The 24,389-nt window shown below is 65.3% G+C and carries 22 protein-coding genes and 2 tRNA genes; 14 read left to right on the plus strand and 10 right to left on the minus strand.

What is annotated here, in order from left to right; translation table 11 throughout:
- The first annotated feature begins 223 nt into the window (after positions 1-223).
- Positions 224-1,219, plus strand: a complete 996-nt coding sequence (locus M1E01_RS16170; protein WP_457972554.1) for a hypothetical protein — start codon at positions 224-226, stop codon at positions 1,217-1,219.
- A 39-nt stretch (positions 1,220-1,258) separates the two neighbouring features.
- Positions 1,259-1,438 (plus strand): hypothetical protein, encoded by a 180-nt coding sequence (locus M1E01_RS16175; RefSeq protein WP_457972555.1) that lies wholly within the window; start codon positions 1,259-1,261, stop codon positions 1,436-1,438.
- Positions 1,439-1,583: 145 nt separating this feature from the next.
- Here the strand turns inward: M1E01_RS16175 and M1E01_RS16180 are convergent, their stop codons facing one another.
- From M1E01_RS16180 to M1E01_RS16210, 7 genes are all read right to left on the minus strand, one after another.
- Positions 1,584-2,429 (minus strand): aldo/keto reductase, encoded by an 846-nt coding sequence (locus M1E01_RS16180; protein WP_457972556.1) that lies wholly within the window; start codon positions 2,427-2,429, stop codon positions 1,584-1,586.
- 140 nt (positions 2,430-2,569) lie between these two features.
- On the minus strand, positions 2,570-3,031 hold the full coding sequence (locus M1E01_RS16185; RefSeq protein ID WP_457972557.1) for a hypothetical protein: 462 nt from the start codon (positions 3,029-3,031) through the stop codon (positions 2,570-2,572).
- Positions 3,032-3,038: 7 nt separating this feature from the next.
- On the minus strand, positions 3,039-3,707 hold the full coding sequence (locus tag M1E01_RS16190) for a bacterial proteasome activator family protein (RefSeq protein ID WP_457972558.1): 669 nt from the start codon (positions 3,705-3,707) through the stop codon (positions 3,039-3,041).
- Positions 3,708-3,871: 164 nt separating this feature from the next.
- Entirely contained in the window at positions 3,872-4,063 is a 192-nt protein-coding gene (locus M1E01_RS16195; RefSeq protein WP_457972559.1) for a YbdD/YjiX family protein, read from the minus strand.
- 13 nt (positions 4,064-4,076) lie between these two features.
- A complete protein-coding gene (locus M1E01_RS16200; RefSeq protein ID WP_457975002.1) occupies positions 4,077-6,368 on the minus strand; it encodes a carbon starvation CstA family protein in 2,292 nt (763 codons plus the stop codon).
- 131 nt (positions 6,369-6,499) lie between these two features.
- The gene (locus M1E01_RS16205) at positions 6,500-7,048 is read right to left on the minus strand and encodes a PadR family transcriptional regulator (protein WP_457972560.1); all 549 of its coding nucleotides are present in this window, start codon (positions 7,046-7,048) and stop codon (positions 6,500-6,502) included.
- Positions 7,048-8,031 (minus strand): NAD(P)H-quinone oxidoreductase, encoded by a 984-nt coding sequence (locus tag M1E01_RS16210; protein WP_457972561.1) that lies wholly within the window; start codon positions 8,029-8,031, stop codon positions 7,048-7,050. The genes M1E01_RS16205 and M1E01_RS16210 overlap by 1 nt, the downstream gene beginning before the upstream one ends.
- A 113-nt stretch (positions 8,032-8,144) precedes the next feature.
- On the opposite strand from M1E01_RS16210, the gene M1E01_RS16215 reads away from it, so the two are divergent.
- The 5 genes from M1E01_RS16215 to M1E01_RS16235 all read left to right on the plus strand — a co-directional run bounded on the left by M1E01_RS16215 (position 8,145) and on the right by M1E01_RS16235 (position 10,718).
- A tRNA-Ser gene (locus M1E01_RS16215) sits at positions 8,145-8,232 on the plus strand.
- Between the two features lie 268 nt (positions 8,233-8,500).
- On the plus strand, positions 8,501-8,632 hold the full coding sequence (locus tag M1E01_RS16220) for a hypothetical protein (protein ID WP_457972562.1): 132 nt from the start codon (positions 8,501-8,503) through the stop codon (positions 8,630-8,632).
- Positions 8,633-8,738: 106 nt separating this feature from the next.
- Positions 8,739-9,530 carry a VOC family protein gene (locus tag M1E01_RS16225; protein WP_457972563.1) on the plus strand — a complete coding sequence of 264 codons (792 nt, stop codon included), beginning with the start codon at positions 8,739-8,741 and terminating at the stop codon, positions 9,528-9,530.
- Positions 9,531-9,815: 285 nt separating this feature from the next.
- Positions 9,816-10,133, plus strand: coding sequence for a hypothetical protein (locus M1E01_RS16230; RefSeq protein ID WP_457972564.1), 318 nt, complete (start codon positions 9,816-9,818; stop codon positions 10,131-10,133).
- 111 nt (positions 10,134-10,244) lie between these two features.
- Positions 10,245-10,718, plus strand: a complete 474-nt coding sequence (locus M1E01_RS16235; protein ID WP_457975003.1) for a 5'-nucleotidase C-terminal domain-containing protein — start codon at positions 10,245-10,247, stop codon at positions 10,716-10,718.
- A 198-nt stretch (positions 10,719-10,916) separates the two neighbouring features.
- On the opposite strand, the gene M1E01_RS16240 is transcribed toward M1E01_RS16235, so the two are convergent.
- Positions 10,917-12,854 (minus strand): FAD/NAD(P)-binding protein, encoded by a 1,938-nt coding sequence (locus tag M1E01_RS16240; RefSeq protein ID WP_457972565.1) that lies wholly within the window; start codon positions 12,852-12,854, stop codon positions 10,917-10,919.
- A 61-nt stretch (positions 12,855-12,915) separates the two neighbouring features.
- Here M1E01_RS16240 and M1E01_RS16245 point away from each other — a divergent pair, with 61 nt between their 5' ends.
- The 3 genes from M1E01_RS16245 to M1E01_RS16255 all read left to right on the plus strand — a co-directional run bounded on the left by M1E01_RS16245 (position 12,916) and on the right by M1E01_RS16255 (position 17,152).
- Complete coding sequence (locus M1E01_RS16245) at positions 12,916-15,273, plus strand: prolyl oligopeptidase family serine peptidase (protein WP_457972566.1); 2,358 nt, start codon at positions 12,916-12,918, stop codon at positions 15,271-15,273.
- A 171-nt stretch (positions 15,274-15,444) separates the two neighbouring features.
- A tRNA-Ser gene (locus tag M1E01_RS16250) sits at positions 15,445-15,533 on the plus strand.
- A gap of 143 nt (positions 15,534-15,676) precedes the next feature.
- Positions 15,677-17,152 carry an MFS transporter gene (locus tag M1E01_RS16255; protein ID WP_457972567.1) on the plus strand — a complete coding sequence of 492 codons (1,476 nt, stop codon included), beginning with the start codon at positions 15,677-15,679 and terminating at the stop codon, positions 17,150-17,152.
- Here M1E01_RS16255 and M1E01_RS16260 read toward each other — a convergent pair.
- Complete coding sequence (locus M1E01_RS16260; protein WP_457972568.1) at positions 17,097-19,310, minus strand: RecQ family ATP-dependent DNA helicase; 2,214 nt, start codon at positions 19,308-19,310, stop codon at positions 17,097-17,099. The two genes, M1E01_RS16255 and M1E01_RS16260, sit on opposite strands and share 56 nt — an antisense overlap.
- Before the next feature lie 170 nt (positions 19,311-19,480).
- On the opposite strand from M1E01_RS16260, the gene M1E01_RS16265 reads away from it, so the two are divergent.
- From M1E01_RS16265 to M1E01_RS16280, 4 genes are read left to right on the plus strand one after another with little or no spacing between them, the layout of a single operon-like run.
- Positions 19,481-20,899, plus strand: a complete 1,419-nt coding sequence (locus M1E01_RS16265; RefSeq protein ID WP_457972569.1) for a phosphomannomutase/phosphoglucomutase — start codon at positions 19,481-19,483, stop codon at positions 20,897-20,899.
- Positions 20,900-20,908: 9 nt separating this feature from the next.
- Complete coding sequence (locus M1E01_RS16270; RefSeq protein WP_457972570.1) at positions 20,909-21,400, plus strand: hypothetical protein; 492 nt, start codon at positions 20,909-20,911, stop codon at positions 21,398-21,400.
- 60 nt (positions 21,401-21,460) lie between these two features.
- Positions 21,461-21,910, plus strand: coding sequence for an RrF2 family transcriptional regulator (locus M1E01_RS16275; protein ID WP_457972571.1), 450 nt, complete (start codon positions 21,461-21,463; stop codon positions 21,908-21,910).
- Positions 21,911-21,967: 57 nt separating this feature from the next.
- A complete protein-coding gene (locus M1E01_RS16280) occupies positions 21,968-22,228 on the plus strand; it encodes a hypothetical protein (protein WP_457972572.1) in 261 nt (86 codons plus the stop codon).
- Positions 22,229-22,383: 155 nt separating this feature from the next.
- Here the strand turns inward: M1E01_RS16280 and M1E01_RS16285 are convergent, their stop codons facing one another.
- Positions 22,384-24,210 carry a phosphoenolpyruvate carboxykinase (GTP) gene (locus M1E01_RS16285; protein WP_457972573.1) on the minus strand — a complete coding sequence of 609 codons (1,827 nt, stop codon included), beginning with the start codon at positions 24,208-24,210 and terminating at the stop codon, positions 22,384-22,386.
- Between the last annotated feature and the right edge of the window lie 179 nt (positions 24,211-24,389).

Consider the following 24,389-nt stretch of genomic DNA (forward strand, 5'->3'; position numbering starts at 1 on the left):
CGGTGACGCCTTCGTACGCAGCGCTGCCGCGAAGCGGTAACCATGGCATGCCGCTCCGGGAAAATGCCGCCCCTTTTCTGCACGTAAAAAAAGACCATAATAAGAAATGGAACACCGGAGCTGGGCCGGCGGCGGAACCGCCTGTCTGAGACCAGGGCGGTGTCCCCCAGCCGCCGTCGGCCCCTATGCAGTTCTTGATCACCGCCGTCCTAAGATGACTGGCATGGAAGAGCAGGAGATTGCCGGCGTCGCGCGGCACCTTTACGCGCTGCCGTTCGACGAGTTTGTCGCTGCCCGCACCGCCGCCGCCAAGGCTGCGGCAGCTGAATCGAACCGGCCGTTGTCCTTGGCTATCAAGGCCCTGCCCAAGCCCTCCGCCGCAGCCTGGACCGTGAACATGCTGGCCTACCACCGTCCGGACACTGTCCGGCAGCTCCGCGACCTGGGCCAAACGATGCAGGGCGCCCAGGCAGCGCTTGACGCCGCGGCGTTACGGGAGCTGGCACGGGAGCGGCGCAAGCTGCTCACCGACGCCGTCGGTGCAGCGCGCCTCGCCGCAAAACAACAGGGGAGGCCGGTCAGCGCCCCTGTGGCCGCCGAGGTGGAGGAGACGCTGCGGGCTGCCACCGCCGACCCCGCGGCTGCGGCCGCCGTACAAAGTGGCATGCTCCTGCGGGTTCTCAACGCCGACGGGGTGGACCGGGTTGATCTCGAAGGCGCGGTTGCAGTTCCTTCCGCCCTCGGTCAGGTAGCTGAACCTCCGAAACCAGCTACCCGCAAAGCTGCGGGCCCGAAACCACCTGTCAAAATCCGCCCTGAGAGTCAGCCACAGTCCAAACGCCGCCCTGCGGCCGGTCCGGAGAAACCCCGCCTGCAGGCCGTGGACCGGACTCCGCGGCCGCCCTCGCCCTCCCTTCTCGAAAAAGCCGAAGCGGCACTGGCTGAGGCAGAGGCAGCCGCCTCCGCAGCGGCGGCAGAGGCCGAGGCGCGCGAGGAGGCCCTTAACAAGGCCGCCGAGGAATTCGCGCGCCTGACAGCTGACGTCAGTGAGACCAGACAACGGCTAAGAGCCCTGGAAGCGTCCCTGGAGGCACTGCGGAAAGAGCGCGAAACGGCAGAGGCAGAGGCAAAGCAGTCTGTCCGGGCTGCGGAGAAGAGCCGGCGGACGGCAATGCTGGCGAAGGAACGTGTGCTCCGTCTCCGCAACACACCGGACTGAAAAGCTAAAAATGTCAGACCCCGGCTGCACCATGGAGGCATGGAAATGAACCATGAATTCCACGTCACGTACTTCGAAGCCGACTGCGGACGCATCAGGACCGAGATCTTCGATACCCAGGCTGAAGCCGAGAGGTTCGTCAGCCGCTGCCTGTCATGCGAGGACGACTGGGCCATTGTCGATGCAGTGGCTGTCCGGCAGGAACAGGCCGCGGCCTGACCGTACCGAGTCCGGGCATGAGGCTCGAACGGCTGGTGCCACCGTACTGGTGCCCGCAAGGGCAGGCCCCGCCGCGCTGAGAACCCTGCCGAAACAGCAGCTCAGGGCGACGGGGCCTGCCAGCCCGGACGTTTCGTCCGGGCGGTTAGGCGAAGTCGGAGACGGCCGGGTCCGGGCCGATGCGTCCGGTCCCTGCAGCAGTACGGTCCAGTCCGTTGATGGATTCGACGTCGGCGGCATCGAGCGTGATGTCCAGGGCCGCATAGTTTTCGCGGATCCGGGACTCCGTCACCGACTTCGGAATGACGACGTTTCCAATGGCCAGGTGCCACGCGATAACCACTTGCGCCGGCGTTGCACCATGCTTGTCCGCGATGGCGGTGATGGCGGGGTCGTGCAGGAGCTCGCCGCCCTGGCCCAGCGGCGACCAGGCCTGCGTCAGGATCCCCTTGGACGCGTTGAACTCCCGCAGTTCAGCCTGGTTGAAGAACGGGTGCAGCTCCACCTGGTTAATGGCGGGAACCACGCCGGTTTCGTCGATGATGCGTTGCAGGCCCTCCACCGTAAAGTTGGAGACGCCGATCGAGTTCACCCTGCCGCGCTTCTGCAGCTCAATCAGCGCCTTCCAGGTGTCCACGTACTTGTCCTGCTTCGGCTGAAGCCAGTGAATCAGGTAGAGATCCAGGGTTTCCAGGCCCAGGCGCTCCATGGACTCCTCGAAGGCCGCGAGCGTTGACTCGTAACCCTGGTCCGAGTTCCACAGCTTGGTGGTGATGAAGATTTCCTCCGGCGACAGCCCCGAGCTCGCGATGGCGCGGCCCACTCCGGACTCGTTGCCGTAGATCTTGGCCGTATCGATGTGGCGGAACCCGGCCTGGAATGCCTGGAAGACCACCTTCTCGGCAACGTCGTCTTCCACCTGCCACACCCCGTAGCCGAGCTGGGGAATGGTATTGCCGTCATTGAATGTCAGTGTGCGTGAAGAAGTCATTTGTCCATCTTGCCAAGAAGTGCCGCGCAGCGGCAGGAAACTACCGGCAGGTAAGCTAGGCGCTTAATGCCCCGGGCGGGGAATATTTCCGCATCCCAAGAGTCACGCTCCCGGTCGCAGCCCTGGAATCACGGCCGTAATCACAGGCCAGGAGCGGGACCGGCGGCAGCAAGTTGGCGCTCGGCCTCCGCTACCTGTTCAAACACGGTCTCCGCCCTTCTCCAGACCGACGCAGCGCCCACCGGAACCGGCCCGACCGCAAGCCGAAGCATGGCTGCCGCCTCGGCTGTCGCCGCCAGCGAGTTCCCTGCCTTCGACAGTGCACGGTGGACACCGGAGAGTGAGTGCGGGATGTCCAGCCCTTCACTCGGAGAACGCCGCTGCGCTTCAACGCAGACGTCCCGGACGCGGCCGGACAGTTCCGCAAGCTGATTCGCGATGTCGACAAGTTCCGCGTAGAGGGGCTCATCCTCAACGCCCTCCAGGACCTGGTGGTAGCGGTCCAGTCCACGGTGAAAGCGGTCATGCGCCCGGCGCCACAGGCCTTTGCCGAGTTCGGCGTCGTCTCTGCGCCCTTGCCGGGCGGCTGTGAAAAACCCCAATCCCGACCTACAGGTACTGGCCCGGGCCGTGGTCCGGAGTCTCAGGTTCCCCCGGCTTCAGCGGGCTGGCCGGCTGCTGCGGGGACTTGGCCCTTTGCGGTTCGCCGTTCTCGCCGATGACCACACCTGGCGCAATGACAGTGCCAGGCGGGAGCTGGCGCAGCTGGAGCATGGCGTGTTCCCGTGCCGCGTGCTGGGCAGCAATGGCTGTCTGGATTCCATGGAACAGGCCTTCGAGCCAGCCAACCAGCTGGGCCTGGGCGATCCGCAGCTCCGCGTCCGACGGCGTGGCATCGTCCGGGAACGGCAGGCTGATCCGTTCCAGCTCCTCCATGAGCTCCGGGGCGAGACCGTCCTCGAGTTCCCTGATGGAACGCTCGTGGATTTCGGCAAGTCTGCCGCGCGCAGCATCGTCCAGCGGGGAGGATTTCACCTCTTCCAGCAATTGCCGGACCATCGTGCCGATCCGCATCACCTTGGCGGGCTCATCCACGAGATCCTGCAGACTGCTCCCCTTGGGTTTGGAGGAGCCATCGGGCTTGTCGCCGTTCACCGGGATCGGCTCAGCCTCAATGGCCGTGCCCTCCACGGGGGACTCGTCGCCGGGCCTGGAGCCCTCGAATGCTGGGTCTGACGTGTCAGCCGGGGTGGTTCGAGTGTCGTTCGGATCGCTCATGGGTTCATACTCTCACGACCCCCGAATCGGGAGTCCAGTCGATGAAGCTGTTGATCAGGGCCTGGCTGTCCTGCCAGCCAAAAGTGCACGTTTCCTTCGGCAGGAAAGGCCGTGCCGCCGTCGGACGTTGCAGTGTCCGGCGGCGGCGCGGTGACCATGTGGGGTCAGCAGCACCGTCCCTGCGGGTTGCTGTCCTGCCGGTCAGTCTTGTCCCGCCAAAATTCCCGCTCAGTCAGGGGCGGGTTTGGGTGCCCGGCAGCGGCATGGTGCTCCAGGTATTTCTGATATGCGTCCGCCCCCATCACACCGCCAAGGTACCGGGCAAAGTCCCGCAATCCTTCGGTTATCGCGCTCATAGTCGGCGCCGTCTCAGTGGTGCACGGGCTTTTCGAGCCGCAGTTCGGCAGGAAGCTTGTTCCATTCTGCCACCAACTCGCGCTCTGCCGGGGTGGGGATGAAGCCGGCCGGCGCGTATACCCTCGAGGGTACTGCCGGGTCCTCGTGATCGGTGTGGGAGACGCCGTTGGCCTGGTTCCGGAAGGCCTTTACCGTGGCGATCACCGCCGTAATGATGACGATGATGCTCAGGACTACGAAGATCACCGAGAGCCATCCCTGGATCATCGTGTTGCGGACCACGGCCTCCATGGCCGCCACGGTTTTCGCGCTGCCGAATTCAGTCTTGCCTTCCGCAAGTGCCTTGCTGAACGCCGCATTGTTGGCGAAGTACCCCACCACCGGAACCGGCGAGAAGATCTTTTGGAAACTCGCCGTGATGGTTACGACCGCAGCAAAGGCAAGCGGAAGGGCGACAATCCAGAGGTATTTGAAAGAGCCCCGTTTGGCTGCGATGGCCATGCACACGGATAGCGCTATGGCAGCGAGCAACTGGTTTGCGATTCCGAACAGCGGAAGCAGCGTGTTAATGCCGCCCAGCGGGTCGGTAACGCCCATCAGCAGCACGGCACCCCAGGCCCCAACCATGATGGCGGTGCACAGCCAGGCTCCCGGCCGCCAGGAATGCTCCTTGAACTTGGGGACGAAGTTGCCGATGGAGTCCTGCAGCATGAAGCGTGCCACGCGGGTGCCGGCGTCCACTGCTGTCAGGATGAACAGCGCCTCGAACATGATGGCGAAGTGGTACCAGAACGCCATCATCGCGGTACCACCGATGAACTGCTGCATGATGTGGGCCAGTCCCACGGCCAGGGTGGGTGCGCCGCCGGTGCGGGAAACGATGCTTTCCTCGCCGACGTTGGCCGCAGTCTGCGACAGGATCTCAGGTGTCAGATTCACCCCGGACAGCCCCAGGCTGTTCACCCAGGTGGCCGCGGTTTCCACGGTCCCGCCCGTCAGAGCGGCTGGCGAGTTCATGGCGAAGTACAGCCCGCGGTCAATGGAGATGGCTGCCACGAGGGCCATGATCGCCACGAAGGACTCCATGAGCATTCCGCCGTAGCCGATCAGGCGTGTCTGGCGTTCCTTCTCGACCAGTTTCGGCGTGGTGCCGGAGGAGATCAGCGCGTGGAAGCCAGACAGGGCGCCGCAGGCGATGGTGACAAAGAGGAACGGAAACAGCGCCCCCGGGAAAACCGGGCCATTGTCGCGGCTGGCGAACTCACTGAACGCCGGAACACTGATTTCGGGGCGGACCACTATGATGGCCAGCGCAAGCATGACGATGACGCCGATCTTCATGAACGTGGAGAGGTAGTCACGCGGAGCCAGGAGCAGCCAGACTGGCAGGATCGCGGCTATGAAGCCGTAGACGATGATGCCCCATGCGATGGTGACCTTGTCCAGGTGGAAGAACGCCGCGCCCCACTCGGTCTCCGCAACAACGCCCCCTCCGATGATCGCGGCCATCAGCAGGACGAAGCCGATCAGGGAAACTTCCATGACCCTGCCGGGACGGATAAACCGTAGATAAACCCCCATAAACAGGGCAATGGGAATGGTCATTCCCACGGAGAAGATACCCCATGGACTTTCGCCCAGGGCGTTCACGACGACGAGGGCGAGAATCGCCACGATAATCACCATGATGAGCAGTGTGGCAATGAGAGCGGCAGTTCCGCCGATCACGCCTAGTTCTTCACGGGCCATCTGGCCCAGCGAGCGCCCGCCCCGCCGCATCGAGAAGAACAGGACGAGGTAGTCCTGCACGGCTCCGGCAAGAACGACGCCGAGGATGATCCAGATAGTGCCGGGCAGGTAGCCCATCTGCGCCGCGATGACCGGGCCCACCAGCGGGCCGGCGCCGGCGATCGCCGCAAAGTGGTGTCCGAACAGAACATTGCGGTCCGTGCGGACGTAGTCCTTTCCGTCGGCCTTGTACTCAGCAGGGGTGGCCCGCCGGTCGTTCGGCTTGGTGATGTAGCGCTCGATGACCTTCGAGTAGAAGCGGTAGGCGATCAGGTAGGTACAGACGGAGGCAAACACGAACCAGATCGCGTTGACGGTCTCGCCCCGGACGATGGCGAGCATGAACCAGGCCACGCCGCCCAAAAGCGCGATCGCTGACCAGATCGCAATCTTCATGGGCGTCCACTTACGCTCCTCAGCTTCGCGGACCGCGTCATCGACGGCCGTCGGCGGCAGCGACGGATCGTGCTTCAGCTCCAGATCCTCATCTGCCGTACCAGCCCTGCCGCCAGGCATGCTGCTGCTCATGTCTCCTCCTTGAGATTCCACAATGGAACAATTCCCTCACGCGCACCCTACCAACGAGGGAAAGCGATCGGAATGCAGAATCACCGTGCGGTAGGAATGATGCGCCAAACGGCTACGGCTCAGCGACTGGCGGCACTACCGCTGGGAGCCAGCTGCGCCATGCGGGCCTCACAGAGGTCCAGCCAGCGAATCTCTGCCTCAGCCTGAAAGATCAACGAGTCCAGGACCAGCAGCCAGGCCAGGTCCGCCCTTCGCGGGTTCGCAACCGTCTGACGCCTTACCTTGGTCTGCTCCTGCAGCACGGCAAGCCTTGCTGCGCGCTGGGCACGGATTATGGCCCCGACATCCACCCCGGGCAACGACAGGGCAAGCGAGAGCTTGATGGCCAGCTCATTCCGCGGCGGATTCGAACGTTCAACAGGGGCCGAGAACCAGGCATCGGCCTGGCCTGCTCCTTCATCGGTGATGCTGTACACCACCTGCCCGCCGTCTGTCCCAGGATCCTTCCGGACGAGACCATCACGTTCCAGGCGTTCCAGCGTCGTATAGACCTGCCCGATGTTCAGCGGCCACGCGGCACCCGTACGGTCCTGGAACTCGCTCCTGAGCTGGTACCCGTACCGCGGCCGTTCCTGCAGCAGGGCAAGGAGGCTGTGGCGGATGGACATCACATCACCAACAGGATCTTGCCCACGTGTTCCCCTGAGTCGAAATACCTGTGGGCGGCCCTGACCTGGTCCAGCGGGAACGTCTTGGCCACGAGGGGGTGGATTCGGCCGTCAGCGACGAGTGGCCACACGGCATCCCGGACAGCGGTCATGATTATGCCCTTCTCTTCGACGGGTCTGGGCCGGAGAGCAGTGGCAACAACAGCGGCCCGCTTCCGCAGCAGCTGCCCAAGGTCGAGTTCGCCCTTGGCGCCGCCCTGCAGGCCAATGACGATGAGCCGGCCATAATCTGCGAGCGCATCAACGTTCTGCTGCAGGTACTTGGCGCCGACCACATCCAGGATCACGTCTGCGCCCTTGCCGCCGTTCTGGGCACGCAGGCTCTCCGCGAAGTTCTCCTCCGCGTAGTTGATGGCGATATCTGCCCCCAGGAAGGCCTTGGCGGTGCCGACTTTCTCATCGGTGCCGGCCGTAGCGGCGACCGTGGCACCGATTGCCTTCGCGAACTGGATGGCCATGGTGCCGATCCCGCCGGTGGCCCCGTGGATCAGGACTGTTTCACCGGACTGCAGCTGTGCAGTCATGACGAGGTTCGAGTAGACCGTAGCCGCGACCTCCGGAAGGGCCGCAGCGGTGACCAGGTCAACGCCGTCGGGAACTCTCAGAACCTGCTCTGCACGGACGGCGACCCGTTCCGCGTAACCGCCGCCGGCCAGCAAGGCCACAACTTTGTCCCCAATGGAAAACGGTTTGGTGACGCCCTCACCAAAGCCGGCGATGCGGCCGGAAACTTCAAGGCCGGGAACCTCCGAAGCACCCGGAGGGGGCGGGTAGTAGCCCCTCCTCTGCTGCACGTCCGCGCGGTTCAGGCCTGCAGCCACAACATCGATCAGGACTTCGCCGGGCCCGGGAACCGGGGCTGGGACCTCGCGGATTTCCAGTACTTCCGGCCCTCCCGGCTCAGAGATGTAGACGGCTTTCATGCAGAACTCCCGATTTCCTTGCTGATACTGCCCCCAAAGTAGTGTGCTCCGGCACCAACTGCCACATTTCAGTTTTTGTTGCAGCCAACTGCCTATGAAACACTACTAGTCAGGGAAGGTTGTCCGAGCGGCCGAAGGAGCTGGTCTTGAAAACCAGTGTGCGGTAACCCCGTACCAAGAGTTCGAATCTCTTACCTTCCGCACAGCGCATTTCTGAGCGCACATGAGAGGCCTGCCGGGCCAACCGCGAGGTTGACCGGCAGGCCTCTTCCATTGCAGGTAGACCGGAATCGCCGCCCTCAAAAGCAAGTATCAGCGAGTACCTGCGCCGGGAAAATTCGAGTACGCACCACTCATGCGCAAACGGCAGCGCAGGCGTTCACTAGTAAGAACACGGCGCCCTTGCCCCGTCCCGGGAAGGGGCACCACTACGCAGCCAGTTCGATTTTTCGGGGGGGAGGTCGCCGCCGTGAGCAAGACAGAGAAGCAGGGCCTGAGGTACTCGGACTACTACTGGTGCATGTCGCTCAAAGACTTCATCGAATGGGTGGAAGCAGATGACGACAACGAGCCCGGGACGTCCTACTCCGACCGGCTCTGACTGCCGGAACCATTGAAACTGTCATTGCCCCGGCATAGGGTCGGAGCTGTCTCCACATCCCCTTGACCTGCGGACGTGTTTCCGCTGCCGACACCAGGAGCTGACTATGCCCACGCCTGACATCACCCCTGGCGCTCCTTGCTGGATCGATTTGATGACCTCCAACGCAGACACAGCGCAGCAGTTCTACGGCGCACTGTTCGGCTGGGACTTCCAGGCCGGCGACCAGGAGAAGTACGGCGGCTACATCACCGCCCTGAAGAAGGGCAAGATGGTCGCAGGCATCATGCAGAAGGATGCCGACCAGGCCGCCCTGCCCGATATGTGGTCTACATACTTGCGGACGGATGACGCAGCGGCCACCGCCGAGGCCGTCACAGCCAACGGCGGGCAGGTGTTTGTCGCGCCCATGGACGTTCCGGAGCAGGGGCACATGGCAATTTTCGGCGACGCTTCCGGTGCTTCCATCGGCGCCTGGCAGCCGCGTGAAATGCGCGGCTACGAACTGGTGGCCGAGGACGGCACCCCAGCATGGCACGAGCTCCACGCCAAGGACTACGACGCCGCCGTGAAGTTCTACCAGCGGGTCTTCGGCTGGGCCACAGACATCATGAGCGACACTCCGGAGTTCCGCTACACAACGCTGGGCGCCGGCGCTGAGGCGAAGGCAGGCATCCTGGACGCCTCCGGCTATCTTCCCGCCGAAGCCCCCTCCACCTGGCAGGTTTATTTCGCCGTGTCGGACGCTGATGCGTCGATCGCAAAGGCTGTGGAAATGGGCGGGACCGTGGTGGAGGGTCCGGAAGACACTCCCTTCGGGCGTATCGCCACGCTGACGGACCCCATCGGAGCCACGTTCAAGATCGTCGCAGACACCGGCCGGGGGGCGCAGAGCTGAGCCCCCGGCGTCCTCTGGAACCCACATGGGGCGGCACGGGAACGGAGACGGCCACCACCAGCGCGCCGTGGCTGGCTCCGGACCCCCTCCTGCGCTGGACACGATCGACCTGGTTTTTCTCGGCATCAACGACTTCCACGGACGCATCGATACGAACACGGTGCTGTTTGCCGGAACAATCGAGTTGCGGGAACAATCGAGCAGCTGCGTGCCGAAGCCGCTCCGGGAGCCACAGCCTTCCTCTCCGCCGGAGACAACATCGGCGCTTCGCTGTTCGCCTCTGCAGTGGCACGGGACCAGCCCACCCTTGATGTCCTGGACGCCCTCGAGCTGAAAGCCTCCGCGGTGGGTAACCACGAGTTCGACGGCGGCTGGGCTGAGCCGGGTGACCGCATCGCCGGCGGCGGCGTCCGGTTCCCGTACCTGGGGGCCAACGTCTATGCAAAGGGCACCGCCGACCCGGTGCTGCCCGAGTACACCGTCCTCGTTATGAACGGCATCAGGGTGGCGGTCATCGGCACGGTGACCCAGGAGGTGCCTAGCCTCGTCACGCCGGCACAAAGGGACGACCGGGCCAGCGAATCCACGCTGGCAACCTCGTAGCGGAGGCCCTCCGGAACGCACTGTGGTCTCCTGAAGCCGGTGGAGCGGAAATCGGTGTGATGAAACGCCGGCGGTCTGCGGAATGAGCTGTACTACGCCCCTGACGGAACCATCACGTACGCCGAGGCCAATTCCGTCCTGCCGTTCGTGAACAGCCTCTGGACCACGTCCCTGACCGGCGCCCAGTTCAAGATGCTGCTGGAACAGCAATGGCAGACCAACCCGGACGGAACCGTGCCCAGCCGGCCCTATCAGCAGCTCGCTCTGTCCAGGAACATCAGCTACACCTACGACGCCGCGATGCCTGGATTCTGTACCTTCGTGGGCACAGTCCCCTCTGCTGACTTCGCCCGGCGTTCAGCGGCGGTGATGAACTCCACGCCTGCCGAAGTCAGCAGAGGGGACGCCGTAACGCTCGAAGTCTCCAGACTCGACATGGCGTCTTTGGGCAGTCCCGTCAACAGGTCGATGGGTACGGTCTTTACTGACTCTGCCGGCACCGTCACTCCTCTGGGCAGCATCCCTGTCGTGGGTGGCGCCGCGACGGTGCACCTGAGGGTTCCCTCCGCATGCGGCTGCCGGTAGTGGAACTCTAGTTCTCACTGCGGAGGAATCCGGCACCGTAGTGCGGGTTGCCGTCAGGGTTGCCCGCCCTGCCCCGGGGAAACCCGCCGGACCTGAGAGAGCGTCAGGGCCAAAGCGGCAGAACCTGAGAGAGCGTCAGGGGAAACCCGCAGGACCTGAGAGAGCGTCAGGGCCAAAGCGGCAGGACCTGAGAGAGCGTCAGAGGTGGAGGATGGCGCGGGCGATCTCGTCGGCGTCGCGCAGGGTGCGCTGGCCGCTGGGGTAGACGGGCCCGCCCTGCTGGACAGCCTCCGCAGCGATCGCGGTGCCCCATTGCGTGGCCGAGAGCTGGAGTCCCAGCACGAAGAGCCGGTCCGCCACTTCCCCGTTGGCAGCCACAGGACGGTAGGGGTGCGGCCTGACATCCAGCCCGGTCGCCTGCACCGGGGTGCCTTCCACGGTCATCATGGTCCGTGGCCGCACGAGGCCGTCCGTCAGGAGCTGTTCCAGCAGCGGGGATTCATTGACGGTCACCCGGTTGGCCGGGGCCAGGGCTTCCACCATGGTCCGGGCCTCCGCTGCCCCGCCGTCCACCCACGGTGAGACGGCGGTGAACAAACCAGCTTTCCGGTCCACGCCGAATTTGGGGTCTGGCCCCACAAAGCTGACGACTCCGGCCTGCGCGAGCGCCGCCAACTGCTCGGACCGGAGCGCCGGAGGGCCGCTGGCCAGGCCCTCCACAAAGGACTCAAACCAGCCGCGCAGGCCGGCGACCCATGACTCGTCGGTGATACCGCCGTCGGCCACCACCGATTTCAGCACGGCGCGGCCGTGATGCAGGGCTCCGATGGCCATTTTCACCGGGTCGTCCTCGCCGCGCGCCGACCGGCGGGCGTTATCGAGCAGGTACTCGGTGACGGCGGCGTCCAGCTCCGCGCGTGAGCTGAAGCTGCGCCCCGCCAGCGGCGCCGCGAGGCTCAGCAGGTCGATCCTGTCCTCTTCCCGGACGTGACTTTCGACGACGGCACGGACAGTTTCCTCCCACCTCACCGTGCTGTGGGCGTGCGGGTGCATGGCCACGTCCAGTTCTTTCAGGAACGAGCCGGAATCCGGTACAGCTTCCGGCTCGGAACGCACGAGTGTGCAGTAGTAGGCCCACAGGGCGTCACGGTGCAGGAGGGGCCACAGGTCGTGGTCGAAGGCCGGAGTGATGCCGGTAGCTTCGAAGCGGTTTATTGCCGCAGGCGTGAAGTACTTCAGGGTTACGGAGGCCGGGTAATAGCCGCCCAGTGCCGCCTTGGCCCGATAGGGCGTGCCGCGACGGGATGCCGCAATGATCAGCGGCTCCTGGCCGGAGGGCACGTACGCCAACGCTTCACCGCCCTCGACGAACTTGCCGCCCCTGCCCTCGGTGAGCTGGCCCATGACATCGAAGAAGTTCAACCCCATGCCGCGGACCAGCACCGGTTCGAGCGGCGGAACCGCGGACCAGTCGACGTCGGCGGGAGCGGCCGGCGGGAAGTAGCGCAGTCCCAGCTCTGCGGCCGCCGCCTGCAGCTGTCGCTGCTCGGGGCTCAGCCGTGCGTCCAGGTGGCCCAGGGCGAACACGACCGAGTCCGCGGTGAGGGGCCCGCCGTCGGCCAGTTCGACGTCGAACGTTCCGTCCCCTGACGGGCGCACCGCGGTGGCAACGGCTTCATGAAAGTCCACTGTGACGCCGTTGGGCAGCACCGCAAGCAGCTCCTCAAGCGTGGAGCGCAAGTACCTGCCGTAGAGGGCACGGCTGGGGAAATCGCCGGCCTTGAGGACCGCCAGTTCCGCCCGTTCCTCATCCGTCAGGGTGGGGAGCGGGTCCTGCTGCTGGGATTCGCGCCAGCGGTCGAATGTCGTTCCGGCGAGGGGGGCGGCCAGGTGCGGGTCCTCCGGGATAAGCGTGGGATAGAAAGACTGCGTGTTCATCAGGTAGAGCCGCGACTGGCCCGGCTGCCACACATGGCCGGGGCCTGCCGGGTAGGGATCGACCACATCGATGTGCAGGCCTGCTCCGGGATCGGCAGCGGCGGCGGCGGACCAGTTGGCCAACAGCCGCTCCAGCACGCTGGTGCCCCTCGGGCCGGCACCTATCAGTACCGTCCGGATGTTTTGCGATGTGACCACGGCATCCAGAGTATCGGCATGTGACTTGCTGACTGAGCCGCGAAGTTGTTTGGATGGGGCGATGACCATCACAGCTGACTCAGCTCCCGCATCGGACGCCGTTCCACCAGGGACCGCACCCGAGCCTATTGACGAAAACATCTGGCTGGAGGACATCCACGGCGAAGCACAGCTGGCGTGGGTACGCGAGCAGAACGCCCGCACGGAGGACCTGCTCCAGGACGCCGAGTACGAGCGTCTCGAAGGCGAGATCCTCGAAGTGCTGGACTCCACGGACAAGATCGCGATGGTGACCAAGCGCGGTGACTGGTACTACAACTTCTGGAAGGACCGGGAGAATCCGAAGGGCCTGTGGCGGCGGACCACGTGGGAGAGCTACTGCAGCGATGCCCCCGAGTGGGACGTGCTGCTGGACGTGGACGCGCTCGCCGCAGACGAAGGTGAGGAATGGGTCTTTCACGGGGCGAATTTCCTCCGGCCCGAACCCGGCCAGCCCTACCGGCTGGCACTGCTGGCACTCTCCCCCGACGGCGGGGACGCCAACCGCTACCGCGAGTTCGACGTCGAAACCCGCACCTTCGTGGACCCCGCCCGCGGAGGTTTTGACCTTCCGACGGCGAAGGGGAACGTTTCGTGGCTGGACGCGGACACGCTGCTGGTGGCCAGCACGGCCGACGGCCTGCCGCGGACGGTCTCTTCCTATGCGCGGACGGCGGTCCGGCTGCGCCGCGGCCAACCGCTGACCAAGGCACCGCGGATCTTCGAGATCCCGGAGGACCACATGATGGCAATCGTGGTTCACGACGATACGCCGGGCTTTGAGCGGACCCTGGCGGTCGACTGGATCGACTTCTTCAACAGGACGACGTCGGTGCTCAGGGGCGATTCCTGGACGGCCATCGACGTTCCAACCGACGTCAACCTCAGCCTGCACCGGGAGTGGCTGCTCTTCCGCCCCCAGGGCGAGTGGACGGTGGACGGCACGAGCTACCCGGCGGGATCGCTGCTCGCTGCGGACTTTGACCGCTTCCTCTCCGGCGAGCGCGGGCTCACGGTCCTCTTTACACCTGACGCCCAAACGTCGCTGCAGTCCTGGAGCTGGACCCGGAATTTCCTGCTGCTGAACCTGCTGCGGGATGTCTCCTCCGAGATTCGCGTGCTTGATCCCTCTCAGGCCGCCTCCGCAACAGGAAACGGTGCCTGGGCCTCCTCACTGCTGGACGCCTGCCCGCCGCTCCATGACGTCAATGCCTACGCCGTGGACGATGAGGACGACGCGGATGACGACACTGACTACCTATCCCAAGGCGCTCCCGGAGGAGCCGGAAACGATTTCTGGCTGGTCGCTACCGGCTTCACCACCCCCACCACGCTGACGCGCGGAACCCTGAAACGGGCAGATCCTGCCGGGGGCCCCGTTCCTGCCGGGGAATCAGGCGTGGTGAGCAGCCATGCGGTGGTCAAGGCATCGCCGTCGTTCTTTAACGACGCTGCGTATGAAGTGCAGCAGCACTTTGCCGTCTCCGAGGACGGTACTCGGGTGCCGTACTTCCAGATCGCCTCGCGCGACCTCGTGCTGGACGGGCAAAACCCAACCCAGCTGTCCGGGTATGGGGGCTTCGAAGTCTCCCGTACGCCTGCCTACAGCGGGGCCGTCGGCCGCGCCTGGCTGGAGCGGCGGACGGCGCCTGCCGATGCTAGCGGGCACGGCTCGCCTGGCAGCGCCGATGGTGCGGACAGTACCCCGGTCCCGGACGCCGGTGGCGGCGCTTCTGACGCAGGCGCAGCTACTTCCCACAGCCGGGGCGGGGTCTATGTCGTGGCCAACATCCGCGGCGGAGGGGAATACGGGCCCTCGTGGCATCGGGCAGCGCTGCAGGAAAACCGGCACCGGGCTTATGAGGATTTTGCCGCCGTGGCGAAGGACCTTATCTCCCGGGGCGTCACAAGCCGGGAGCGGCTTGGCTGTGTGGGCGGCTCGAACGGCGGGCTCCTGGTGGGCAACATGCTGACCCGCTATCCGCACCTCTTTGGGGCGGTGTCCTGCGGCGTGCCCCTGCTCGACATGCGGCGGTACACCAAGCTGTCGGCCGGGCACTCGTGGATCGCGGAGTACGGGGACCCCGACGTCCCGGAGCACTGGGAATTCATCAAGACCTTCTCTCCCTATCACCTGCTGAAGGACGGGGTCGAGTATCCGGAGACCTTCATCTGGACGGCGACCTCGGATGACAGGGTGGGCCCCGTGCAGGCCCGCAAAATGGCCGCCCGCATGCAGGCCATGGGCATCCGGAACGTCTGGTTCCATGAAGCACTCGAAGGCGGGCATGCCGGGGCGTCGGACAACCGGCAGGCGGCAGCACTCCAGGGCCGCAGCCAGCACTTCCTCTGGAAGTCCCTGGCGGGTGGGACTGCCTGACCCCTCGGCGGCGTTGTTCTGGCCTGCGTTGGGCGGGACAAAGCACCGGGAATGAACGCACCATCCCGAGAAAACCCTCGCCTCAGCCCGACACGCTGCAGGGACTTCCCCGCGCGGTTTTGCACTGAATGGCCGGTTCTGCGTATCCTTGGTGGGCTAGTAATAGCCGATGGAGACGTGCCAGAGCGGCCGAATGGACTTCACTGCTAATGAAGGGTCGGGGTTAAACTCGACCGGGGGTTCAAATCCCCCCGTCTCCGCGTTTGGCCCCGGTCCTTGGACCGGGGCCTTTTGCGTTCCTGGCGGGGGTTGCCCGTGTTCCGGTTCGCGGACACAGAAGGCAGCCATCCCTCCCGCAGTGGCAGGATGATGGGATGAGTGCAATGAGCTGGTGCAGGAGCCCATGAGCGGCGGAGCCGCCGTGCGCCCCTGGAACCCGAGGCTGGCTTTGCTCGTGGCTGCCACGTTCTTCATGGAGTTCCTGGACGGAACGGTGCTGGTGACCGCCATTCCGAGTATCGCCGCGGACTTCGGCGTGGCGGCGGCCAGCGTAAACATCACCATGACCGCCTACCTGATGACCGTGGCCATGGGCATTCCGCTGAGCGGTTGGCTGGCCGAGCGGCTGGGAGCCCGGCGCGTCTTCTGCCTTGCCATTGCGCTCTTCACGGTGGCTTCCCTGCTCTGCGCTTTGAGCCAGGACCTCACAATGCTGACGTTCAGCCGCATTCTGCAGGGCGCAGGCGGGGCCATGATGGTCCCTGTGGGAACGCTCGTGGTACTCCGCGGGACCCCCAAGGCTGAGCTGCTGCGCGCCACTGCCTACCTCGTGTGGCCCGGCCTGCTGGCCCCGGTGCTGGCGCCGTTGGTGGGAGGGGCGCTGACGACGTACTTATCCTGGCACTGGATATTCCTGGTCAATCTGCCACTGGGCATCGCCGCGTTCCTGGCAGCCCTCCGTCTCGTTCCGGGAGTGCCGGTTGACCGCGAACGCCGGCTCGACTGGCTTGGGTTGGTTCTCACCACCGCGGGCGTCGGTTCCCTCGTTGCCGGGCTGGAGTTGGCCAGTGCCCACCTGGACGGGCCCTGGAGCCTGCCGGCGCTTCTAACCGGAGTGGCGGCCCTGGCCGCCGCAGTGCTGTGGATGCGCAAGGCAGCCAATCCGCTGTTCGACCTGACGGTTTTTTCGACACGCACGTTCCGGGCAACGAACACCGGCGGCTTCATCTACCGGCTCACCATCAGCGCCGTGCCCTTCCTGCTGCCGCTGATGTTCCAGGAGGGCTTCGGGTGGAGCCCCATCCATGCCGGCATCATGGTGGCAGCCGTATTCATAGGGAACATCGGCATCAAGCCGGCGACCACGCCGCTGATCCGCCGCTTCGGGTTCAAGCCGGTCCTCGTTTTTGCGTCCCTGGCCTCAGCGGTGACATTCGCGCTCTTCGGCACCCTCACTCCGGGGACTCCCGAGCCGCTGATCTTTGCGCTGCTGGTCTGCAGCGGCGCATTCCGGTCGATCGGGTTCTCTGCCTACGCTTCGGTCCAGTATGCAGACATCGTGCCCGGGCAGCTGACTTCAGCCAACGCCGTCTCGGCCACGCTTGTCCAGCTTGGCACGGGGGCAGGCATCGCGGTGGGAGCACTTCTCCTCCGCGTATTCGACGCGGCTCCTCTCCTCACGGCCGGATGGGACGCCGTGCTGGGCGCCTCAGCAGGCGGAGAGGATGCGGCGGCCTACCGGGGCGCCTTCCTGGCCATCGCCTTGCTGATGCTGCTCAGCACGGCGGACAGCCTGATGCTGCCCCGCCATGCCGGGGCCGAAATTAGCCGGCCTGGGCGAGCACCAGCGGCAGAACCGCCCCGGCACCGGCCCGCCTGAGCGCACGGCCGGCAACGGTCACAGTCCATCGGCTATCCACCAGGTCATCGATCAGCAAGACACTCTGCCCGCCAAGTCCTGCCAAAGCCGACTGCAGCGCCGGGCCGGCCACCAGCCGCTCCCACACCCCCGCGAGACGGTAGGCGCTGTTGCCGCCGCGGCCGCCCGTTGGCCCGCCATGCTCCAGATCCAGACGGCCCAGGTATGGAATGCGGCCAATGTCGGAAATTCCCCTGGCCAGTGATTCCACGAGCACCGGCTTACCGCGCGACGGCAAACTGACGATGGCGGCCGGCCGGCCGGCGCCACTCCAACCGGGAGTCCGGGAGTCGCCGGCGCCCCATTCGCGCAGCACCTGGACGCACGCCTGCAGCATGCCGGCATCCACTTCCCGGTCCGGAGCGCCCGCGGCAAAGACTTCCCGCAGGGCACCTCCCCACCCCAGGTCAGTCATTCTGGCCAGCGCCCGGCCCTCTGCAAGGCTCTCGTCCGGCTTGATCTTCCCCTTCACCGGCACCCCAAGCCGGTCCATACCGCTCGGCCACTGCAGCCGCGGTTCGAGGACGACGCCCGCCCGGCTGAGTGTCTGGCCGGCAGCCTCCGTCGCCGAGGACGAGATGTCCGCCGGGAACCACCGGCCCGCGCAGTTGTCGCACCGCCCGCAAGCCGCGGCGGTCTCGTCGTCCAGCACTGACGTGATGTACTCCATGCGGCATCCGGCGGTGTCCTGGTAGATGACCATGGAATCCTGCTCGTCTACCCGTGCTTCCGCGATCCTGCGGTAGCGCTCGGCGTCGTACGTCCAGGGCTGCCCGGTCGACCGCCAACCGCCGCCCACGCGCTCGACGGCCCCGTCGACGGCCAGCACTTTTAACAACAGCTCCAGCGGTGTCCGCCGCAGGTCCACGCGGGCCTCCAGCGCCACAGTCGAAACGGCCGTACCGGCTTCAGCCAAGGCAGTCAGCACCGCGGAGGCCTTCTCTTCCGAAGGCATGGATGCCGTGGCGAAATACTGCCAGATGTCCCTGTCTTCGGACCCCGGAAGCAGCAGGACGTCCGCGTTGGCAGCCCCACGCCCGGCGCGGCCCACCTGCTGGTAATAAGCCACCGGCGAGGACGGGGCCCCGAGGTGGACGACGAAGCCGAGGTCCGGCTTGTCGAAGCCCATTCCCAGCGCGGATGTGGCCACGAGTGCCTTGACGTCGTTGTCCTTCAAGAGCTGTTCCGCCCGTTCCCGGTCAGCCGGGTCGGTGCGGCCGGTATAGGCCAGCACCTGGTGCCCGGCCTCCGCCAACAGCCGGGCTGTGTCCTCGGCTGCCGATACCGTCAGGGTGTAGATAATTCCGCTGCCCGGTAGATCCGCCAGATGGGTCAGCAGCCAGCCCAGCCTCTCACGTGAATCCGGAAGCGTGAGCACACCCAGCCGCAGGGATTCCCTTCCCAGCGAGCCGCGGATGGTCAGCACGCCATCACCCAGCTGCTCCTCGATGTCGTGAACCACGCGGGAGTTGGCCGTGGCGGTGGTGGCCAGCACGGGAACGGTGTCCGGGAGCTGGGTGATGAGGTCCGCGATCCGCCGGTAATCGGGGCGGAAATCGTGGCCCCAGTCCGAGATGCAGTGCGCCTCGTCAATCACGAGGAGCCCGGTGCGGCGGATCAGTTCCGGAAGCTGGTTCTCACGGAACGATGGGTTCGTGAGCCGCTCGGGGGAAACGAGCAGAACGTCTACCTGGTCCGCCGCGAGCTGCTCCCGCACGTTGTCCCACTCCAGCTGGTTCGCGGAATTGATGGCCACCGCCCGCACCCCGGCACGGGCAGCTGCCGCAACCTGGTCCCGCATCAGCGCCAGTAGCGGGGACACGATCAGTGTAGGACCCGCACCGCGCCGCCGGAGCAGCAGTGATGCCACGAAGTACACCGCCGACTTGCCCCAGCCTGTCCGTTGGACCACAAGTGCCCGCCGCCCGCCGTCGACCAGTGCCTCAATCGCTTCAAACTGGCCGTCATGTAACTCAGCGCCCGGGTGGCCGACCAGCTCCCGCAGCACGCCGAGCGCCTCGTCACGCGACCCCGCAGGCCCCTTGGGTGACGCTGCTGAGGATGCTGACGGTGCGCCGGTGGCAGAGGCAAGAACTGAGGCGTGCTGGTTATGGGGCATTGATTCAGTATCCCAGCCGCCTCTGACACGCCAAAGCCCGGAGCCTCCCATGTGGACAACGCCCCGCGCCCCGCGCCCCGGCCGAGCGGAAAATTGCAGCGGGCCGCCATAGGCACGTTCATGACTTCCCCTCCCCAGGCTGCAGAGCGCTTCAACGTAAGATAAGTCCCGTGACTAGCAACGAGACCAATATTTTTGACCTTTCAGCTTCCTTCAAGGCGTACGACGTCCGCGGCATCGTGGGCGAATCCATCACCGCTGAAATCGTCGAAGCCGTGGGGGCCGCATTCGTCGATGTGCTGGAACTGGAAGGCCAAACGGTCCTGGTCGGCGGCGATATGCGCCCCTCCTCCCCCGAATTCAGCAAGGCCTTCGCCAATGGCGCCGCCACCCGCGGAGCAGATGTCCAACTGCTGGACCTGATCTCCACCGACGAGCTGTACTACGCCTGCGGCGCGCTCAATGCAGCAGGCGCCACCTTTACTGCGAGCCATAACCCGGCCGAATACAACGGCATCAAGATGGCCAAGGCAGGTGCCGTGCCCATCTCCTCTGAAACAGGACTCAAGGAGATCCAGGCCCTCGCCGAGCACTACCTCAACGAAGGCTCCATCCCGGCTGCCGCGGCCCGCGGCCAGATCGGTGTGCAGGACGTTCTCAAGGGTTACTCCGAATACCTGCGCAAGCTCGTTGACCTCTCGGGTTCCCGGCCGCTGAAGGTGGTAGTCGACGCCGGCAATGGCATGGCGGGCCTGACCACTCCCGCTGTCCTCGGCGACGCCCTGCTGCCCAAGCTCCCCTTGGACATCATCCCGCTGTACTTCGAGCTGGACGGTTCCTTCCCGAACCACCCGGCCAACCCGCTGGAGCCGGAAAACCTGCGCGATCTGCAGGCCGCCGTCATCAAACACGGGGCTGACATCGGCCTGGCGTTCGACGGCGACGCCGACCGCTGCTTCGTTATTGACGAGCGGGGCGAGACAGTGTCGCCGTCTGCTATCACCGCGATGGTGGCCCGCCGCGAGATCGTCCGGGCCAAAGCCCAGGGCGAGGAGACGCCCACCATCATCCATAACCTGCTGACGTCCCGAGCAGTGCCCGAGATCGTAGCAGAGGCGGGTGGCCGCGCGGTCCGGACGCGGGTTGGACACTCGTTCATCAAGGCAGTCATGGCCAAAGAGGGTGCCGTCTTCGGCGGGGAGCACTCCGCCCATTTCTACTTCCGCGACTTCTGGAACGCTGACACCGGCATGCTGGCAGCGATGCACGTGCTGGCTGCCTTGGGCGAGCAGGACGGCCCGCTGTCCGAACTCGGCCGAGAATACGAACCGTATGTTTCCTCCGGCGAAATCAATTCCGCGATCGAGGACAAAGCCGCCGCCGTCGAACGCGTCCGCACCGATTTTGCCGGCGAAGATGTCACGGTGGACCACTTGGACGGCAGCACGTTCACGGCCAATGACGGCAGCTACTGGTTCAACCTCCGCCCCTCGAACACCGAGCCTTACCTGCGGCTGAACGCAGAAGCAACTGACCAGGCCACCATGCAGCGGGTCCGCGACCGCGTGCTCGCCCTCGTCCGCAGCTAGGCTCCCGACATGACAGAAGGAATGGCAGACGGCGCAGCAAAAGCAGCGCCGCAGTCCGAACCGTCCTGGCGGGACTCGGTTCCGGAGGCAACGGCCGCCGACCTGGAAAACCTGCTCGGTACCGGCATGGGGGCAGCCCGGGAGCAGCTTGAGCGGAACGGCGCCTTCCTGCCCTTCGCCCTCGTAGTGGAGAACGGTGGCGAGGTCCGTCTCCTGACGGTATCCCCGGCGGAAGACGGCGACGAGTTCGATGCTGACAGCATGATCAACGACATCACCGAGCTGCTCCGCCAGAAGCGCGAGGAGTTCCGTGCTGCCGCCATCGTCTGCGACATCACCCTGACCGAGGAAAACTCCGATGCCATTCACGTGGCGGCGGAGCACCGAAGCGGTGCCGTCTTCGCAGCTGTACTGCCCTACGCCCCCAACCGGGACAACACCGCGTGGGAATTCGGAGACATCGCCGCGGACGCCAACGAACCCGCCGTCTGGGTGGACTAGGCCGGCCATGCCGCCGTCAACCCCGCAGTGTGACTTGCACCGGGTCATTAGGCTTGAGCCATGAAAATCAACGCCTTCGCCGACGTCAGCCTGCGCGCCCTCATGGTGCTCGCGGCCGCGCCGGAGGCCGGTCTCCTGACCACCCAGAGTGTGGCAGACGCCGTCGGCACGCCCTACAACCACGTCAGCAAGGCCATGGCCAAACTGCGGGTTTTGGGACTGATCGACGTCGAACGGGGACGCAATGGAGGATCGCGGCTCAGTCCAGCCGGCCGCCGCGTCACCGTAGGGCAGGTACTGAGGCAGCTCAATACCCGGGAAGACGCCGCGGAGTGCGTCGGCCCGGCCGGGAACTGCCCGCTCATTAAAGAGTGCCTTCTACGCGGCGCCCTTAAACGCGCCCGCGAGGCCTTCTATCAGGAACTCGACGAGGTTGTGGTGTCCGAACTTCCGAATTCGCGCCAGATGGCACCCGTCTTTAAGGCCATCGGGCTGCGTTCCGGCCTTTGAGCCCCCGTCTCTGAAGCCTCCGGCCTTCTGGCCTGCCCCCGGTCCGCGCTAACGGAGATGACCGCGGACGCGGCGCGCCTGGATGGGGCTGAGCTCGAGCTGTGGCTTGAGGAGCCGCAGGCGGGCACGGCATCCGGGTTCCTGTCCCTGCGCGAGGTGGCGCTCCCGGCCGACGCCGCACTGTACCTGCGCGGCCCGCTCCCTTTCATGAAGAAGATCCTAGCGAAGCCATCGACGGCGGCATCGCGGCGACCCGGATCCACTACGAAGTTTCCGGTCCGGACAGCTGGGAGGCATTCTGACGCCACCCTTAAATAGTGCGAACGGACACTTAAGCCCCGGGGCTTAAGTGTCCGTTCGCGCTTGCCCTCACGCTGCAGGGGGCAGAGCGGACGACGGCGGCCCCGCATCTTGCGTTGAAAAGGTGCGGGGCCGCCGTCGTACGGGTTTTCAGTTGTTGAAGACTCTGTGTCTCAGCCCAGGCGGGCCTTCAGGCCCTCAAGTTCCTGGCGGAGGGCTTCGGGGAGCGAGCTGCCGAAGTTCGCGAACCATTCCTCAATCGAGGCCAGCTCGGTCTGCCACTCAGCCGGATCCACGTGGACAGCCTCCTCGACCTGCTCCGGGGTCATGTCCAGTCCGGTGAGGTCAATCGAATCACCCGTCGGCACGAAACCGATGGGGGTCTCGACCGCATCGGCCTTGCCTTCGAGCCGCTCGATGGCCCACTTGAGCACACGTGCGTTGTCGCCGAAGCCGGGCCAGGCGAACCCGCCGTCGGCGGTACGGCGGAACCAGTTGACCAGGAAGATCTTCGGCAGGCGGGCGGGGTTTGCCTTGGCGGACAGGTTGACCCAGTGGTTCAGGTAGTCACCCGCGTCGTAGCCGATGAACGGCAGCATGGCCATCGGGTCGCGGCGGACCACGCCCACGGCACCGGCTGCAGCAGCGGTGGTCTCCGAGGACAGCGTTGCGCCCATGAAGATGCCGTTCGACCAGTCGCGGGCCTGGGTGACCAGGGGGATGGTGGTCTTGCGGCGGCCGCCGAAGAGAATGGCGGAGAGCTCCACACCGTCGGGGTTGTGGTACTCCTCGGCCAGCATGTCGATCTGGTCGATCGGCGTGCAGAAACGGGAGTTCGGGTGTGCAGCCGGCTTGCCGGACTCCGGCGTCCAGGAGCTGCCCTGCCAGTCGGTAAGGTGGGCGGGCACGTCCTCGGTCATGCCTTCCCACCACACGCCGCCGTCGTCGGTCAGCGCAACATTGGTGAAGATGCTGTTGCCCTTGGCAATGGCGCGCATGGCGTTGGGGTTGGTGCCCCAGCCGGTGCCGGGTGCGACACCGAACAGGCCGGCTTCCGGGTTGACTGCGCGGAGCTCGCCCTCCTTGCCGAAACGCATCCAGGTGATGTCGTCCCCGAGGGTCTCCACTTTCCAGCCTTCGATGGTGGGATCCAGCAGGGCAAGGTTGGTCTTGCCGCAGGCCGACGGGAAAGCTGCGGAAACGTAGTAGGTCTTCTTTTCCGGGGAAGTCAGCTTGAGGATGAGCATGTGCTCGGCAAGCCAGCCCTCGTCGTGTGCCATGACCGAGGCGATGCGGAGGGCGTAGCACTTCTTGCCCAGCAGGGCGTTGCCGCCGTAACCGGAGCCGAAGGACCAGATGGAGCGCTCCTCCGGGAAGTGCACAATCCACTTGTCCGGGTTGCACGGCCACGGCACATCGGCCTGGCCGGGCTCCAGGGGTGCGCCCAGCGAGTGGAGGGCGGGAACGAAGAACGCGTTGGTCTCGGTGATCCGGTCCAGCACGTCGGTGCCGATGCGCGCCATGATCCGCATCGAGGCCACAACGTAGGCGCTGTCCGTGATCTCCACACCGAACTTGGGGTCCTCGGCGTCGAGGTGGCCCATCACGAACGGGATGACGTACATGGTGCGGCCGCGCATCGAGCCGGAGAACAGCCCGCGCAGCTTCTCCTTCATCTCGGCCGGCGGCATCCAGTTGTTGGTGAAGCCTGCATCGTGTTCATTCTCCGAGCAGATGAAGGTCTGCTCCTCCACCCGAGCTACGTCGGCGGGGTCGGAGAATGCAGCGAAAGAATTGGGGAAAAGCTCCGGGTTCAGCCGCTTGAGTGTGCCGGCGGCGACCAACTCGTCCGTCAGGCGGGTATTCTCTTCCTCAGAGCCGTCAACCCAGTGAATCCGGTCCGGCTGGGTCAGCCCAGCGACCTCTTCAACCCACGCCAGCAGGCCGGCGTGTGTGGTGGGTGCTTTCTCAAGCAGCGGCAGTCGCGCCAGATGGCCCATTTCGGTTCCCTTCTTCGGGTTCAGTGGTGTGTCCTAAATGCTATTGGGCTTCCAGTGGTCTAGATTTCCAGTCAGACATCGGACGTCTTCTCTTTCGGAGACAAAAACCGCGGAAAATCAAGGGGAAGTGTTTGACATTTTCCTAAATTAGTGACGAAGGTCACGTAGGCCGGTCTAGT

This window comes from Arthrobacter sp. D1-17, from assembly GCF_054130535.1.